Source organism: Pseudomonas sp. RU47 (assembly GCF_004011755.1).
Lineage (GTDB): Bacteria > Pseudomonadota > Gammaproteobacteria > Pseudomonadales > Pseudomonadaceae > Aquipseudomonas.
Genome location: NZ_CP022411.1, coordinates 3394006 through 3409477 on the forward strand (window position 1 = coordinate 3394006; position 15472 = coordinate 3409477).

Annotated in this window: 13 protein-coding genes and 2 pseudogenes; 8 read left to right on the top strand and 7 right to left on the bottom strand. The window is 55.2% G+C overall.

Annotated features, from left to right (window positions below; genetic code table 11):
* Positions 1 to 77: 77 nt before the first annotated feature.
* The 3 genes and pseudogenes from CCX46_RS15330 to CCX46_RS15335 form a co-directional block, all read left to right on the top strand.
* Positions 78 to 1031, top strand: a complete 954-nt coding sequence (locus tag CCX46_RS15330) for a hypothetical protein (RefSeq protein ID WP_127927719.1) — start codon at positions 78 to 80, stop codon at positions 1029 to 1031.
* 46 nt (positions 1032 to 1077) lie between these two features.
* A pseudogene (locus tag CCX46_RS31150) lies at positions 1078 to 1206 on the top strand (DUF6124 family protein); the annotation flags it as partial.
* A gap of 186 nt (positions 1207 to 1392) precedes the next feature.
* Positions 1393 to 1860 (top strand): annotated as a pseudogene (locus tag CCX46_RS15335) (GNAT family acetyltransferase); the annotation flags it as partial.
* A 64-nt stretch (positions 1861 to 1924) separates the two neighbouring features.
* Here CCX46_RS15335 and CCX46_RS15340 read toward each other — a convergent pair.
* The 7 genes from CCX46_RS15340 to CCX46_RS15375 form a co-directional block, all read right to left on the bottom strand.
* Positions 1925 to 2722 carry an HNH endonuclease gene (locus CCX46_RS15340; protein ID WP_127927721.1) on the bottom strand — a complete coding sequence of 266 codons (798 nt, stop codon included), beginning with the start codon at positions 2720 to 2722 and terminating at the stop codon, positions 1925 to 1927.
* Between the two features lie 425 nt (positions 2723 to 3147).
* On the bottom strand, positions 3148 to 3834 hold the full coding sequence (locus CCX46_RS15345) for a hypothetical protein (protein ID WP_127927723.1): 687 nt from the start codon (positions 3832 to 3834) through the stop codon (positions 3148 to 3150).
* Positions 3831 to 5009: a hypothetical protein gene (locus tag CCX46_RS15350; protein ID WP_238704339.1), complete on the bottom strand. Its 1179-nt coding sequence runs from the start codon at positions 5007 to 5009 to the stop codon at positions 3831 to 3833. The genes CCX46_RS15345 and CCX46_RS15350 overlap by 4 nt, the downstream gene beginning before the upstream one ends.
* Before the next feature lies 1 nt (position 5010).
* Complete coding sequence (locus tag CCX46_RS15355; RefSeq protein WP_127927725.1) at positions 5011 to 6054, bottom strand: hypothetical protein; 1044 nt, start codon at positions 6052 to 6054, stop codon at positions 5011 to 5013.
* Positions 6055 to 6521: 467 nt separating this feature from the next.
* Positions 6522 to 6926 carry an acyl-CoA thioesterase gene (locus CCX46_RS15360; RefSeq protein ID WP_127927727.1) on the bottom strand — a complete coding sequence of 135 codons (405 nt, stop codon included), beginning with the start codon at positions 6924 to 6926 and terminating at the stop codon, positions 6522 to 6524.
* A 127-nt stretch (positions 6927 to 7053) separates the two neighbouring features.
* On the bottom strand, positions 7054 to 7803 hold the full coding sequence (locus CCX46_RS15365; protein WP_127927729.1) for a hydroxypyruvate isomerase family protein: 750 nt from the start codon (positions 7801 to 7803) through the stop codon (positions 7054 to 7056).
* Between the two features lie 93 nt (positions 7804 to 7896).
* The gene (locus tag CCX46_RS15375; RefSeq protein WP_127927731.1) at positions 7897 to 9462 is read right to left on the bottom strand and encodes a carbohydrate porin; all 1566 of its coding nucleotides are present in this window, start codon (positions 9460 to 9462) and stop codon (positions 7897 to 7899) included.
* A 165-nt stretch (positions 9463 to 9627) separates the two neighbouring features.
* Here CCX46_RS15375 and CCX46_RS15380 point away from each other — a divergent pair, with 165 nt between their 5' ends.
* From CCX46_RS15380 to CCX46_RS15400, 5 genes are read left to right on the top strand one after another with little or no spacing between them, the layout of a single operon-like run.
* Positions 9628 to 10902 carry an ABC transporter substrate-binding protein gene (locus tag CCX46_RS15380; RefSeq protein ID WP_127927733.1) on the top strand — a complete coding sequence of 425 codons (1275 nt, stop codon included), beginning with the start codon at positions 9628 to 9630 and terminating at the stop codon, positions 10900 to 10902.
* A gap of 21 nt (positions 10903 to 10923) precedes the next feature.
* Positions 10924 to 11886, top strand: a complete 963-nt coding sequence (locus tag CCX46_RS15385) for a carbohydrate ABC transporter permease (RefSeq protein WP_127927735.1) — start codon at positions 10924 to 10926, stop codon at positions 11884 to 11886.
* On the top strand, positions 11883 to 12725 hold the full coding sequence (locus CCX46_RS15390; protein ID WP_127927737.1) for a carbohydrate ABC transporter permease: 843 nt from the start codon (positions 11883 to 11885) through the stop codon (positions 12723 to 12725). Before CCX46_RS15385 ends, CCX46_RS15390 begins: the two co-directional genes overlap by 4 nt.
* Positions 12726 to 12752: 27 nt before the next feature.
* On the top strand, positions 12753 to 13898 hold the full coding sequence (locus CCX46_RS15395; RefSeq protein WP_127927739.1) for an ABC transporter ATP-binding protein: 1146 nt from the start codon (positions 12753 to 12755) through the stop codon (positions 13896 to 13898).
* Positions 13895 to 15397, top strand: a complete 1503-nt coding sequence (locus CCX46_RS15400; RefSeq protein WP_177413862.1) for a glycoside hydrolase family 32 protein — start codon at positions 13895 to 13897, stop codon at positions 15395 to 15397. Before CCX46_RS15395 ends, CCX46_RS15400 begins: the two co-directional genes overlap by 4 nt.
* The last annotated feature ends 75 nt before the right edge of the window (positions 15398 to 15472 follow it).

The window sequence follows — 15472 nt, forward strand, 5'->3', positions numbered from 1 at the left end:
TTCACCAAGTTTCTTTCGTTTCATGCCGCAGCTATCATCGCTGACCATGTGTCGCGGATTGAAGCTTAGAGGTTGTGATGGCGGAACTGTGGAAACCAGTGGGCGGTGTGTTCTGGCGCGTGCCACCGCCTGTAGTAGTGCCAGATGAAGGATGGCCGCTCTCAACGACCATCATTGCGGGGATGGTATCGGCGCTTGTGGCTACCGTTGTGCTGAATTACTTCTCGCAAAAAGTCAGACCGCAGGGCTGGGGACTGCGCAAGCACCTGGGTGCGATCGGCGTTGCGATGACTTTGGCATATCTGGCTTTCATCCTGCCGATAATAGGCGGGCGAGCAGACACGCTACTGACTATGCCCCTCAACGAAGTAGGTGACTTCCTTGCGGGTGCGATTGGCACTGTAAGTTTGTTCTGGCTGGTCCTCGGTTTCATGCAGCAGGGTGAGGGGTTGAGACTGAGTACGGAGGCACTGAAGATTCAGGCAACCGAATTACAGCAGAGCACCGCGGCGCTGAAGCTTCAGGCTCAGGAGTTGAAAAATTCAGTAGATCAGCAAAAAATCATGGCGACAGTGGCCACGAAGCAAATCGAGGCACAACTTCGGGCTTTGGAGTTGGCAATGGAAGAGCGCGACAAGTCATATTTGGCAGAGTTCTCGTTCACCTCAGATCCTCTTCCAACGGAAACCGAGGAAGAGGTGATGGTTCATCGATGTACTCTCATTAATCATGGCAAGGACGCCTACCTCGTCAGAGTTGAATACGATCCAGCGTTGATGGGCACAACAGAGCAGACTTTTGGAACCATAAAGTCAAACACATCCAAGAGCTACACCCTAAGATTTCCGATATCGGGAAGCGGTGTGTCAGGACAGTTCAGGGTTGTCTATGAAGATAGCCAAGGAACTATTCGATCCCAAAGCTTTGGATACTCTTGCCGTGAACCAGAATATAGAGTTTTCGCGGAAAAGCTCAGGACTCCACATCTCTATCCTGCGTGCTCGATAACCGCAGAATGCGTCGAACCATGAAGGCCGGGAATTCTCGTTCAAATAAAAAATGTGGCCGGATTTATTTTCCAGCGAATTATTGGGATCGACCAATGAAATGGTGAATAACTTTGCTGCCACGCTGGAGTCCGCACATCGCAAAACTGCGATTGGGATTGCCCAGTTGGTAATGTGGAATGAGCTGGCTCTGAATTAAGCGTTGAATCATGTTGAGGTTAAGAGCTAACCCCTGCCCTCTGTTGCGACCGGATAGTACGCACCGACAGAGGAAATGAGCGTTGGCTGTAGCTGCTTTGGTAAATGGCAGCTATTGGCCAAGAAGAGACAGTGGACATTACCTACGCCAAGGCGCTAGCGTCAGCCCCTTCAATGTGAGGGCTACAGCATGAACGCTATTGCCGACTACTCAAATGAACACCATCGCCGCTGCGTCTTGGAACTCTGGGAAACCGTTTTCGGATACGAAACCGCGCACAACACTCCCAGCCTCGCCATCGACAAAAAACTTGCCACAGCGGATGGCCTTTTCTTTGTTGCCCTGTCAGGAAATGAGGTCGTTGGCACCGTTCTCGCCGGATACGACGGCCATCGTGGATTGTTGTATTCGGTGGCGGTGCACCCGCCGCACCGCAGAAAAGGCATAGGGATGAACCTGGTCCGTTATGCAGAGGGAGCTTTGACGGCGCGAAAGTGCATGTAAATCAATCTGCAAATCGTCAACTCAAATGAAAGTGTCAAAGCCTTTTATGAATCTCTGGGCTATTCGACCAAACCTCGCATCAGCATGGGGAAGAAGATTGAGTCGAATATAGTGGTGCCTGAAGAGAAGCCCTTTTTCAGTATGGGGTAATAAAAGAAGACTGATTAATTTCAGGAAAATAAATCAGTCCCCTTTTTGATAAAACCTATGACGGTCAATAATCCCACCATGCATTGTAGTGGCTACCTGTCACGGGATTCGAAGCAGATTTTTTAAGATTGCACTTTTTGCATAGCAGTTGATAGTTTGACGGATCATTTGTCCCATATCTGGCAAGAGGAACTATATGGTCATAATGCAACGTTCTATCAGTTGCGTGGAGTCCACTCAAATCAACCCTGCACAAGACACAGCGCCCTCCATCTCGAAAAAAAACACCCTTTTTAAGCCAGCTAGGAACTTGAGGGTATCGGGCGATACTATTCGAATCCGTCTTAATTGTTTTTATAAAAACCGAAAAATTATCCTCAACGAATTCCGCAAGCGATTCACTGAAGCGTATCAGGAACCCCCTATTAGCAAACATAATATGAAAAACCTCATCAGCTATTTTTTCCCAATAAGAATTAAATGCTTCCTCGTTTAGGAGAAACCACTCGTAGAAGCGCTCACATTCTGGAAAGTCTACACCATTGCATTTTTCCAAGAATGTCGAATAATCTATAAATTTTACACCATAAACTTCAAAGCAACGTTCCACCCCCTCAACTTCTTCAAATTCATAGCAATCAGAATTCTTTCTGTACTCACGCCGCAACCACGTCGATATCATTGCATAAATATATCTATTTAGAATACCAAGCCTTGTAGGTCGATACAAAGATATAGCTATAGAAGGTTCATCCAATAACCACACCTCTAAAAATGTTTGGGAGTTATCGACACACTGCTCCACCATTGCGGCATAGTCGTACACATTAAAAAGCATGAACTCTTTGGAATTCTCAATCATGGGGCAGACATCTCTCCTGAATGCGGAAGTAAGATTTTTAATCTATAACTATTGATGTTTTTGACGGCCATTCAGCTATAGTTTGGCCGACTTCTACTAGGTCTGACGGCAACTCGAAAAAAAGGGGACTGATTTATTTCTGGAACGCTGACATATAAAATAAATCAGTCCCCTTTTCTAAAGATTGAATGACCGCGTCTTGCCGAATTATGTTGTTGGCGAACGGCGGCTTTGGGCCGATTGCAGCCCTTCACGACAGACTGCATTCGGCCAAAAGGGGACACTAGAGAATATAGAGCCGTCCCCTTTCTGGTTACTAGGAGTCAAGCGTTTTATGGGCGGGGCCGGGTTTTGTGGAAGCCCCAGGCGCCGAGCCAGCCGAGACAGATCTGATGCACCCGATCGACTTCTCTTAGCCTCTCTATCTACCGGATCAAGAGACCTGTCAGCAGGTGAAGGTGCTCCTCATCATCCCACGACACTGCAATCACACCTGAGCGCGAGAGCTCAATCTGAACAGGCCTTGAGTCGTACGTGTAGACGATTTTGATCTTGTCGATCGGGGCCGCGCGGCCACCCGTGATCTCCAACAACTTCGTCATCGCGTTCCCCGTCGAGGCAATATCGACCCGGTAGCTGCTTTCGATGTCGAACGTCACCGCTCCAGAAACGATCCGCTTGGCCATGACTCTCGTGAAGCGCTTGTCAGCCTTGAGCTGCTGATAAACCGAAGAGATGTCCGGCTTCACAATCTCCAGCGCGAAGTTCGTCCCGGTTGCCGCTCGCATGAGCTCCACGAACGGCTTCAAATCCTTCGGTGGCGAACCCATGCAGATCGAATACCGATCCGGCCCAAGTTTTTCGAAAACCATGTCGAAGCTGATGAACGTCGAGTAACTCGATTCGACGGTTTCGCCCAGAGGGTTCGTGAACGACTGGGTGATATCCCGCTGCTCGTGGTACCGAAAGGTTGCCTTGTCATCCAGGATCTCGATAGCCTCGACACCAACGCGAGTCTGGTCGTTAAACTGCTGTTGTCGAAGTCCATGCACAAGGGTCTGAAAGTCAATGCGAGCGGTCAGAACCCAGAGTTTCAGCCGCTTTGACTTCATGTCGTCAGACTCCTTTCGATGTCATTCAGAGTCTTCTGCGCCGCCTCCTCCAAGCGGATCTTGAGCTTCTGCTCGAACACCGGCTCGGCACGTACCAGGTTTTTGGCGTATTTCCCGTTGTTGTAGTTGTAGACACCTTTGACGATGTAGGAGAAATCGCAGTACTTAGCCTGGTTACCAAACTGAGCCTCAAACAGGACTAGCTCAGACCCAACGAGCTTCTCACGAGCTTTCCATCGAATTTTCCACATATAGAACCCGTGGCCTTCAAGCTCAAGCAACTGCTTCGACTCCAAGACACCCTTACCCTTCAGGGACGCCTTGTCGATGCGGATGACCTTGTGAATCCTGGCTTCTGGCTGCGGCCTGGTCAGTTCGGCTTCAGGGTTGCCATCTTCCCCCTCCTCACCCTCATCTTCTGACTCAACCTCAATCGAATCCTCGATCACCAACGCATCGTCACTGAGATCCAGGTCATCATCTTCTTGGTCTTTAGGGTTGAACGTGGAGACGTCGACCACATCGACCACCTCCATGTCCTTGAGATTGCGGATCAAGCTGCGAAGGAAATTCGTCCTGATGCCCGCATCAGGAATCGCCTCCAAGGAAATGGTTCGGGTCGCCACGTCCTGATCAGTGACTATCTCGATCTGGGAATACAATTGATCTGTGATGTCCTTGAACTTGTCGTTCATGGGGCCAGTGATCTTCCAGCCACTGCCCTGCTTCTCAAGGATCACCTCCGCCGTCTTCTCAACCACCTGGCGGAACTCTGCCTGACTCAAATCGAGCTTTTGGTATTTGACGGTGAGCTTGAGCTGATCACCATGGACGGCCACCTCAGCCTGCTCGTGCTGGTCATCCACCAGCCACTCCTTGACGGAGGTGAGAGCGTCGGTCAGTTGGTCTTTAGTGACAGCTGTCGTGACGACCACATTGGTGGTTTTCTCACGACTGTCACGCCCACCCACCAGAAGGGACAGGTTCCGATAGTCGTAGTAGTCATGGAACAGGGCACTGAATCGATTGGCTAGGAATTTTTTGTCCGATTCATTGGAAATCACGATCCCTCTGGAGAGGAAGACCTTCCTGAGCTCAGCGCTCGTCAGGCTTCGCTGCGTGAGCGCATCGTAGATCGCTTTGTCGGATGCAAAGTACAAACTACCCATTCTCATGTCAGTCTCGCTCCCATCCGATTACTTCGGGCTTATAGTTCGGAATCGCGTGATTTACCACTTCTAGTTCGATCGCCTGCAGTTTCCGCTTGCGGTTTTCGTCTTCGCCCCACTCGGTCACATAGCTGTTAATGGCAGCATTGAAGTTGCTGATGATGCTGCTGTGATGGTGGCGATTGGCAACCCTGATTCGGATCTTCAAGTCCTTGTTGGCGTTAAGGATCTGGAACCTGGAAAGCGCGTCAAAGAGGTACCTGAACTCGATCTCAGTGCTGCCATCGCGACGATAATAGATCAGATAGCCTTCGCTATAAGTCTCAGTCACGTCTTGGGCCTTCTCGCAGTACGACTTCACCTCTTTGTGGTGAATGATCATATATGGCGAGGCGATGAGTTCTGCGGTGGCCGCACGATCCCAGTATTCACCACTGGCCTTGTGCAAGACGAGGTCAGGGTAATAGAAGGTGTAATTGTCTCTCGGGAATTTCCCTTCCGCCCTCAGGGTGTTTACATCGAGCTGCAAGGTCTTCAGGTAATTGATCAATGAAGGTTCGACGATATGAACCTGTTGAGAATCTTTGATGTGCAGATTCTCACCTTTGTAATTCTTGAAGTGATCGTAGAAATTCTTGTCGTAATCGTCATCGTGGTTATAGACGAACAGCATCCCACGGATTTCATACTTCTCACGCTTAGCCAAATGATAGCGAGTCCGCCATTCCGGCGAAGCACGAGCACAGTCGATGGTCTTGCCCAAAGACTTCAAGGCCTTCTTGATCGAGTCCAGAGTGATGGAGCCAACCGCATAACTCTTCAAATCGGTATGAAGGTAGATGGCTTTGTTCAGGTAAGGATCTGCGTACTTGAACACCACGTCAGCCGGGTGTGTGTGCTCGGACTTCTTCAACGGGGCGTGAGTTTCCCTCTTCACACAGACGAAGTTGAGGTTGGGTGGCCCCTCTTTCTTCCACCTGAAAAAGCTGAAGATGTCGTTGGAAACGAGCTCCGCGAGTCTCGCAATGTTATCGGTTTCGCCGCCTGACATGGTCGTTCCTGTCACGAAATGAATGCGCAGGAACGGTACCGGCTAGGGGACATTGGCCCGTGCCGTGGAGGTGCGTCCTGCCTTGAATATGGCCTCATGCCAGTACAAAGTACCGTAAAAAATTGTGTCCGGCCACCAGTGGATGGGAGATTACCCGCGCGTCACGTGTTGAGATAGAGAGGATCCCCGGAAGGGGCATCCAACCCAAGTAGAACGCAAATCTTTGAACCCAGTGAATCAGGGTTGGGGATTAGGGATTCCATTCGCTCAGGAGGCCATTAACGCCCATTTTACTTCGACAAAATGGACACGCTATGCGTGCCAGCAGGACGGCTGTCCGCTTCTGGCCGATTGCTGCCGGTCACCAACGCTGCAATCGCCCCATAGCTGCCGGTGAGGAACGGTAGATTCTGGCCACAACCGGACACTTGCCCCCCCCCGAAACTTTGTTGAGTCCGTCTGATCGTCTACGAAAGAAGCGCTCGCAACGGAGCTGGAATGGGTACAACTTCTTTACTTTCCGGTGAGACACATACGTGTGTGACATTCGCGGTAAATGCCAGCACGCCTTCTCCTATAACCCCCTCAACCAAAAAAGTAAAAGAGTGCTCGCCCAACCTGGCCACGCTGACTTTAATAGTCATTTCGTCATCCCACGTCAGCGGAGCCAGCAACTCGATCGACATCGCACGAACCGGCGGCAATATATTAAAACTCATCACCGCTCTAAGCCCCGGCCCCCCTACCCATCTGTCGAGTGCTATACCAATGGCCTCTACAGCAAAATATGAGAATCGCGGGGTGTAAACCACCCCTGCCGGATCACAATCTCCGAACAAGATAGTTCTGCTTACAAAAACCGCATCAGGCATTTACTCCCCCCTACTCGCCAACGTCAGGCCGATATCGATGAGTTCTTCTCGCTCGGCCATCAAGGGCTTCTGCCTTTGATGGCGGCGATTTACCTATATCTGCGATCCAAAGATTTCTGTCTAGAACCTAAGCACTCAGCTGCTTGATCCACTCAAGACTCGCAACAGTAGATCCAGAAGGACGGTACTCACACCCAATCCATCCCGCGTACCCGCGCTGCTCCAGCGCCGCGAACAAGGCAGCAAAGTTGATATTCCCCGTTCCCGGCTCGTGACGACCCGGGCAATCGGCAATTTGCACATGCACGGTTCTGTCATAGAACCGCGCCAGCACATCGGCTGCGTCTCCGGTCAAAAGCTGGGCATGGTAAAGATCAAGAATCAGCCCGACACTCGGGAAGGTCTCCAGTATCTGTTGCGCCTTGCTGAAGTCAGACATGTAATAACCCGGCATCGCCTCCGCGCTGATCACTTCGATAAGCGGCCGCAGCCCCTGGTCTTCCAGGTACTTGACCGCATATTCCAGGTTGCCCGCGTAGGTTCGCTCAGCGTCACTCTGCGTGGTAACGCCCGACATGATGTGGACATCCGCACACGCCAAGGTCTTTGCGTAGCGGACGGCCTGGAGCAACCCGTCACGAAACTCCTCGCCCCTGCCCTGTAACGCGGCGATGCCTTTGGTCACGCCCGCCGGGGCGGCGAACTGAATCAACGGCAAACTGTGTTGGGCTAGATGGTCGGCAAGCAGACTGGCGTCGAATTCATACGGCGACGGGAATTCAACTGCCCGGAAACCGGCGGCTGCGGCGGCTTCGATGCGTTGGAGAAAAGGCAATTCATTGAATTGGAAACCGAGATGAGCATTGAACTTGAGCATTGGGTAATCATCCATCCTGGGAAGAAACGACATCATTAGCTTGGAGCATCCTTCGCCGCTCCAGCACTGCACTATCGCAAGTACGTTCAACGATTAAAACCAGGTTTCCATCTGTATGCCGTATTGCCACACTCCTCCCGCCTGGAAGTCGGACATGCCAAAGGAGTCGTTAGTACTGAACCTGTCCAGATCAGAAGACCAGTTCATGTAGCTGGCGAACACTCGCAACTCCGGACGCGTGAGTAGATCGCCAACGTCAAGTTTGAATGTCGGGGCGACCGTGAATTTCCAGAAGTTACCATCGACCGCATTGCGTTGTAGATAGCCTTTGGGCTCGAGGTTCATGGTTTGCCAGCTCATTTCGTAGGCCATTTCGAAGTTGCTGTTGATTTTGTTGGCCAAGCGCACGTTCAGGGTCAGCCAGCGGTAGTCGTCACCTTTGACGTATCGATCCTTGCTCTGTTCGGCCAGCAAGCTGGGCCCGATGCGCCAGTCAGAGGTCAGCGGGGTCTCACCGTAAAGCGCCAGACGCAGCGCGCGGGCGTCGTCGATCAACTCACCGTCCGAGCCAATGTTCTTGACCTCTGCCCCCAGACCCTGCCCATAGAGCAACGCCGTTTTGAAGAAGCCTTCCCTGCCGAAAAAGGTCTTCTGGTGATTGGCCAGCATGCTGTGCAAACCGCTATCCGCAGGCGTCAAACCGGCTTTGTTGGTGTGGGTGCCGACATCGTTTTTCTTGGCGCCGATGGCGTTGTACATCCACTGCCACTGGCCATCCGCAAAGAACTGGTTGGAGGTCAGGACGTAGCTTTCCACATCGGCATTAATGCCGCCTTGACTGAAATCCCCGTAGCTACGCCCAATCAACGAGTAATTCGAGCGCCAATGCTGGTTCATCTGCACATCGTAAATTCCACCGCCGGTACCGGCCAGGTAAACGACGTCGGAGTCCAGCCAGTGGATATCGAAATTATCTCTATCGAAGCGCTTGCCCGCCCACAGCGTAGCGTTCTCGAAGACTGAATTGCCTTTGAACGCAGCGACATGGTCGAGCGTGGCGAACACCTGGCGTACGTTGAGGTTGCTTTCGTCGGCCGTCCAGTCATTGGAGCTTTCCACACCGTCGGCGATGGAGACCGTGAATTTTGATCGGGTGCCGTTTTGCGCATAGAGCTCTTTCGACAGGTCGATACGCATGTAGGTGTCGTCCTCGTTGCCGAGTCGCCCGACTGCCCCGCCCACCGAGCCGGCCGGCGTTGTATAAGGGCCGCCACGGCCACCACCCAGCCCCTCGTCGACCAGCAACCCGGAGCGCGCATAGCCGTTGAAGCTGAATCCATCGGTGAGGTTCGCGGTACTGCCCTCCTTTTCCAGGCTTTGCTGACGGGCTTCGAGTTTTGCCAGTCGGGTGTCCAGAGCAGGCGCCGAAATGGCTGTTGCGTTAGACGCGACGGGCTGCAAGGGCGGCGCCGCGAGTTTGATCTGCTGCAATTCCCGGGCAAGTACCTGGGTCTGCTGTTCTGCCGTGGCTGCACGCTTTTCCGCTGCGCTGGCACGCGCTTCAAGTGCGGCCATGCGCTCTTCCAGCGTCGCGGCCTGAGAAGCCGCCGCCGATGTGCCGAGCACGCCGACCAGTAGCCAGCTTGATCCTTTCTGCATGTTGATTCCCTGTTTTGTTTTTATTTTTGGTTGCCGCAGTTGCCCTTTTTGCGTGAGTCGCGAGTTGTCACAAACGACAAAAAAAGGATGCCTCCTCGCAAATACGCTGCTACATTTGGCGATGTTAACGTTAACTTTTCTAAAAACAAAAATAAAGGACGCTCGATGAAACACCTGAAATCGCTCCTGCCAGTCGCATTGATCACCCTGTCTGCCGCACTGCCATCCGTGTCGAACGCAACCGATCTGACGATCTCCTGCGGTGCGGTGGGTGCGGAGTTGCAGCTGTGCAAAGAGGCTGTCGATGCATGGTCGAAACAGACCGGCAACAACGTCGAGGTGGTCTCCACGCCTAACTCGGCGACCGAGAGGTTGTCGTTCTACCAGCAGATCCTCAGTGCGCAGTCCACCGACATCGACATCATTCAAATCGATATGGTCTGGCCGGGGATGCTGGCCAAACACCTGATGGATCTGCGTGAGGTGCTGCCCGCCAACGCGACCCAAGGCTACTTCCAGGCCCAAGTCGATAACGCCACGGTCAACGGACGGCTGGTGACAATGCCGTGGTTCACCGACTCGGGGCTGCTGTATTACCGCAAAGACTTGCTTGAGAAATACACCAAGCAGGTTCCTCAAACGTGGGAGGAAATGACCGCTACCGCCAGGGCTGTGCAACAGGCCGAGCGCGACGCCGGCAACGCCAATCTCTGGGGTTATATCTTTCAGGGACGTGCCTACGAGGGGCTGACGTGTAATGCGCTGGAGTGGATCAGCAGCCAGCCGCAGGGCGGACTGATCAATCAACGCGGCGACATCGTGGTCAACAGCCAGGCCTCGAGAGCGGCGTTGACGTTGGCGAAAAGCTGGGTCGGAGATATCTCCCCGCGGGGCGTGCTCAATTACACCGAGGAAGAAGGACGTGGCGTATTCCAGTCGGGCAATGCGCTGTTCATGCGTAACTGGCCTTATGTCTGGGCTCTGGTGCAAAGCCAGGACAGCGCCGTAAAAGACCAGGTCGGCGTCGCTCCCCTGCCCCGCGGCGGCGAGACCGGCGAGCATGCCTCCACCCTTGGTGGCTGGGGCCTGGCGGTATCGCGTTACAGCGCGCATCCCCAACTTGCCGCTGAGCTGGTGAGCTACCTGAGCAGTGCCCAGGAGCAAAAGCGTCGAGCTTTGAAAGGCGGCTATAACCCGGTGATCGAGTCGCTGTATCAAGATCCCGAATTGCTCGCGGCCATGCCTTATTACGCTCAGCTGCACAGCATTCTCAACGCTGGGGTCATGCGCCCCGCCGCCATCACTGCCGATCGCTATCCACGGGTCTCCAATGCGTTCTTCGATCGGGTGCATGGCGTGCTGGCGGGCGAATTGCCCGTCGATCAGGCACTCGCCGAACTGGAAAGCGAACTCACGCGCATCAAACGCCGGAACTGGTAAGCCACAAGGAAGGAAATCACCATGTCTGTCTCTACGACCCATGCCCCTTTTGACGAGCTTCTGCTCACGAGGGAAACGCCTGTACAACGTCGCCGGGTGCGCGCTGCCTGGCTGTTTCTGACGCCAATGCTGATCTGCCTGGCCTTGGTGGCTGCGTGGCCGCTGCTGCGCACATTCTGGTTCAGCCTGACCGACGCCAGCCTGGCCGACACCGGTGGCGCAACCTTCATAGGCTTGAGCAATTATCTGTTGTTCAGCGATTCCGGCTGGTCGGGCATCCTCGTCGATCCACAGTGGTGGAATGCGGTGCGCAACACGTTGTATTTCACGGTGGTCTCGGTGGGGCTGGAGGTCGTGCTGGGACTGTTGGTGGCGTTGCTGCTGAACATCAAGTTCACCGGCCGTTCTCTGGTGCGAGCGTTGATTCTGATTCCGTGGGCGATTCCGACGATTGTCTCGGCGAAGATCTGGTCATGGATGCTGAACGACCAGTTCGGCATCATCAATCACCTGATGCTCAGTCTCGGCTTGATTGAGGCCCCTCTGGCCTGGACGGCAGATGCCGACCTGTCGATGTGGGCGGTGATCATCGTTGACGTTTGGAAAACCGTACCCTTCGTCACGCTGCTGATGCTGGCGGCCTTGCAGATGTTGCCGAGCGATTGCTACGAAGCGGCCAGGGTCGATGGCATTCACCCGCTGAAGGTGTTCTGGCGTGTCACGCTGCCACTGTTGATGCCTGCACTGCTGGTGGCGGCGATCTTCCGCATCCTTGATTCCCTGCGGGTATTCGACGTCATTTATGTGCTGACCTCGAACTCGTCGAGCACCATGAGCATGTCGGTGTATGCCCGCCAGCACCTGGTGGAGTTCCAGGACGTCGGTTACGGCAGCGCGGCTTCGACGCTGTTGTTTCTGGTGGTCGCGGTGATCGCCATGCTTTACCTCTACCTCGGACGCCGTCAACTGGAGGTCCGCGCATGAGCCCGCGCCTGCTGAAAAAAACGCTGTTGCGCCTCGGATTCTGGTGCCTGATCGGGGTTTTGCTGCTGTATGCGGTTTTCCCGTTCTACTACGCCATCGTGACGTCGCTGAAGCCCTCCAGTGCCTTGTTCGAGGTGAGTTACTGGATCGAAAATCCCGACTTCTCCAATTACGCGGCGGTCCTCCACCAGGCCTCATTCCTGCGGGCAATTGGTAATTCGCTGGTGGTTGCGCTGTGCGTGGTCACATTGGCGCTGTTCCTCAGCCTGACCGCTGCCTATGCCTTGGGCCGAGTGAAATTCCGTGGGCGTGGCACGGTGTTGATGATGGTCCTTGGCGTGTCGATGTTTCCTCAGGTCGCGGTGCTGTCGGGACTGTTCGAAGTGATCCGCGCCTTGGGTCTGTACAACACCTCGTGGGCGTTGATCCTCAGCTACACGATTTTCACCCTGCCCTTCACCGTCTGGGTGCTGACCACCTTCATGGGGCAACTCCCCCATGAACTGGAGGAAGCGGCAATCATGGATGGTGCGTCCCCGTGGGTGACGCTGACCCGCGTGCTGTTGCCGCTACTCTGGCCCGCCCTGGTCACCACCGGTTTGTTGGCCTTCATCGCGGCGTGGAACGAGTTTCTGTTTGCCCTGACGTTCACCCTCACCGACAGCCAACGCACGGTGCCGGTTGCCATCGCCTTGATTTCCGGCGGCAGCCCCCATGAGTTGCCTTGGGGCTTGTTGATGGCTGCCTCGGTGCTGGTCACCGTCCCACTGGTGATTCTGGTGCTGATCTTCCAGCGCCGAATCGTTTCCGGTCTCACTGCCGGCGCGTTAAAGGGTTGATGCCCAACAAAGACAAGGAACAGCATCGTGATCAAATTGAAACTGGACAACGTCAACAAACAATTGGGCGGCGCGCGGATTCTTCGCGACATCAACCTGGAGATTGCGGCGGGTGAATTCGTCGTGTTCGTCGGCCCTTCGGGCTGCGGAAAGTCGACGCTGCTGCGCCTGATCGCCGGACTGGATTCGATCTGCGCTGGTGATTTGCTGATCGACGGGCGGCGAGTCAACGACCTCGAACCGCGCGAGCGTGGCGTCGGCATGGTCTTTCAGTCCTATGCGCTGTACCCGCACATGAGCGTCTACGAGAACATCAGTTTCGGTCTCAAACTGGCCAAAACTGAAAAGAGCAGCCTGCGCGAGCGGGTGCTGAAAACTGCGCAAATCCTGCAATTGGACAAACTGCTGCAACGCAAACCAAAAGAACTGTCTGGCGGGCAGCGTCAGCGAGTAGCCATGGGTAGAGCCATGGCGCGGGAGCCGGACATTCTGTTGTTCGATGAGCCGCTGTCCAACCTGGATGCTTCATTGCGGGTGCAGATGCGCAACGAAATCGCCCGACTGCATGCCCGATTGCGCTCAACCATGATCTACGTCACTCACGATCAGGTGGAAGCGATGACCCTGGCCGACAAAATTGTCGTGCTCAATGGCGGCCATATCGAGCAGGTCGGCTCACCGCGCGAACTCTATGAGCGCCCGGCCAGCCGCTTTGTCGCCGGTTTTCTCGGTTCGCCGAAAATGAATTTCCTGCCGGCACGCCTGCATGCGCCGGGCGAAACCAGCCTGGTCGATACGCCGGTTTTGGGGATGACCACCCTGCCCTTCGACAGCTCGAACCTGGCGGCAGACGCCTCGCTGAGCCTGGGCGTTCGTCCGGAACACCTGTCGCTCAAAGCGGCGCCGGGAACGGCTGGCGTCGTCGTGACCGGGGTCGAATATTTGGGCAGTGAAACCTATGTGCACCTCGATGCCGGGCAGGACGAGCCACTGATCTGTCGTTGTGAAGTCAACGCCGGTTGGCAGACAGGCGATCGGGTCGAACTGCAACTGGACATCGACAAGATCCACCTGTTCGACACCGACGGCACGGCATTGAAGCGCCACCCGCACGCCATTGAATCCGTGGCGGATGACCTCTCTCGGCGCTCAATCCGAGCACACGCCCTATGACTTTGTCTTTGAATACCCCGAGCGATCCCATGCCTTCTACCCTTGACCTTGCGCAGCGCGCACTGGCTGACAGCCAGTCTCGCGTCATCGAGGATTATCGACCCGGTTATCATATTGCCCCGCCGGCAGGCTGGATGAACGACCCGAACGGCGTCGTGTACTTTCGTGGCGAATATCACGTTTTCTATCAGCATCACCCCTTCGACGCGAAATGGGGCCCGATGTATTGGGGCCACGCCAAGAGTGCCGATCTGGTGCATTGGCAGCACCTGCCCATTGCGCTGGCCCCCGGCGATGACTGCGACCGCGACGGCTGTTTTTCCGGTAGCGCCGTGGTCTGTGGCGATACCCTGGCGCTGATCTACACCGGGCACACCTGGCTGGGGGAAGTGGGTGACGAGCGCTTGATCCGCCAGGTCCAGTGCCTGGCCACCAGCAATGACGGCATCCGCTTCGTCAAGCATGGCGCCGTCATCGACGCCGCGCCGCAAGACGCCATCATGCATTTCCGCGACCCCAAGGTCTGGCACGCGGATGGCTATTGGTACCTGATTGCCGGCGCACGTCTGGGCGACAGGCCGTTGCTGCCGTTGTACCGCTCCACGGATCTGCACGCCTGGGAATTCCTCGACTATGTATCCGCCGGCAGCGAGGGCGATGGCTATATGTGGGAATGCCCGGACCTGTTTCGACTGAATGGACGCGATGTGTTGCTGTACTCACCGCAAGGCATGCAAGCCGACGGTTATGACCGGCTCAACAAGTACCAGACCGGTTATCGAGTGGGCCAGCTCGACAACCAGTGGCGCTTCACCGGTGGACCTTTTATCGAGCTGGATAACGGCCACGATTTCTATGCGGCGCAGACGCTGTTGGCCGCCGATGGTCGGCGCCTCGTCTGGGCGTGGCTGGACATGTGGGAAAGCCCGATGCCGAGCCAGGCCCATCACTGGTGCGGCATGCTCGGACTGCCACGCGAACTTGAGCTGTGCGCCGATCGCCTTTGCGTGTATCCGGCACGGGAGCTCAGCGCGCTACGAATGACGCAATTGCCGGGGGCGCCGTGGTGGGAAGCGTCGGGAACCCGCTGGGTGCCGGAGGTAAACGGCGACATGCTGGAAATCCATGTGCATCTCGATTTGCTCGGCTGCACTGACGGCCACCTGGGAGTCGCCCTCCGTTGCAGCGACGATGGCCGTGAAGAAACCCTGCTCTATTACGATGCGTCACTGCAGCGTCTGGTGCTTGACCGCAGCCGCTCGGGTGCGCAAGTCACCGGCCAGCGCAGCGTCTCGATAGACCCGACACAAGAGCGACTGGAACTGCGCGTGTTTCTTGATCGCTCGTCCATTGAGGTGTTCGACGAAAACGGCCGCTTCAGCCTCAGCAGTCGCCTCTATCCGCGCTCCGACAGTCTGGGTGTGAAGCTGATGGCCAGCGGGAGTGGCGGGCGCGTCTCGATTGCCAAGGCATGGATTCTCGGTTCTGCATGGTCATGAGCGGCGTCATTCGGGTCGCGAGAAGCCCGGGCCCTGTGTCATGATTCTGCGTCAACCTGACCGGCCGCACTTCGC

What these genes read in the sequence shown, in the direction of transcription:
- CCX46_RS15385 (WP_127927735.1), top strand. Translation starts at nt 10,924, where the DNA reads ATGTCTGTCTCTACGACCCATGCCCCTTTTGACGAGCTTCTGCTCACG.
- CCX46_RS15365 (WP_127927729.1), bottom strand. Translation starts at nt 7,803, where the DNA reads ATGCTCAAGTTCAATGCTCATCTCGGTTTCCAATTCAATGAATTGCCT.
- CCX46_RS15355 (WP_127927725.1), bottom strand. Translation starts at nt 6,054, where the DNA reads ATGTCAGGCGGCGAAACCGATAACATTGCGAGACTCGCGGAGCTCGTT.
- CCX46_RS15400 (WP_177413862.1), top strand. Translation starts at nt 13,895, where the DNA reads ATGACTTTGTCTTTGAATACCCCGAGCGATCCCATGCCTTCTACCCTT.
- CCX46_RS15350 (WP_238704339.1), bottom strand. Translation starts at nt 5,009, where the DNA reads ATGAGAATGGGTAGTTTGTACTTTGCATCCGACAAAGCGATCTACGAT.
- CCX46_RS15345 (WP_127927723.1), bottom strand. Translation starts at nt 3,834, where the DNA reads ATGAAGTCAAAGCGGCTGAAACTCTGGGTTCTGACCGCTCGCATTGAC.
- CCX46_RS15330 (WP_127927719.1), top strand. Translation starts at nt 78, where the DNA reads ATGGCGGAACTGTGGAAACCAGTGGGCGGTGTGTTCTGGCGCGTGCCA.
- CCX46_RS15360 (WP_127927727.1), bottom strand. Translation starts at nt 6,926, where the DNA reads ATGCCTGATGCGGTTTTTGTAAGCAGAACTATCTTGTTCGGAGATTGT.
- CCX46_RS15380 (WP_127927733.1), top strand. Translation starts at nt 9,628, where the DNA reads ATGAAACACCTGAAATCGCTCCTGCCAGTCGCATTGATCACCCTGTCT.
- CCX46_RS15340 (WP_127927721.1), bottom strand. Translation starts at nt 2,722, where the DNA reads ATGATTGAGAATTCCAAAGAGTTCATGCTTTTTAATGTGTACGACTAT.
- CCX46_RS15375 (WP_127927731.1), bottom strand. Translation starts at nt 9,462, where the DNA reads ATGCAGAAAGGATCAAGCTGGCTACTGGTCGGCGTGCTCGGCACATCG.
- CCX46_RS15390 (WP_127927737.1), top strand. Translation starts at nt 11,883, where the DNA reads ATGAGCCCGCGCCTGCTGAAAAAAACGCTGTTGCGCCTCGGATTCTGG.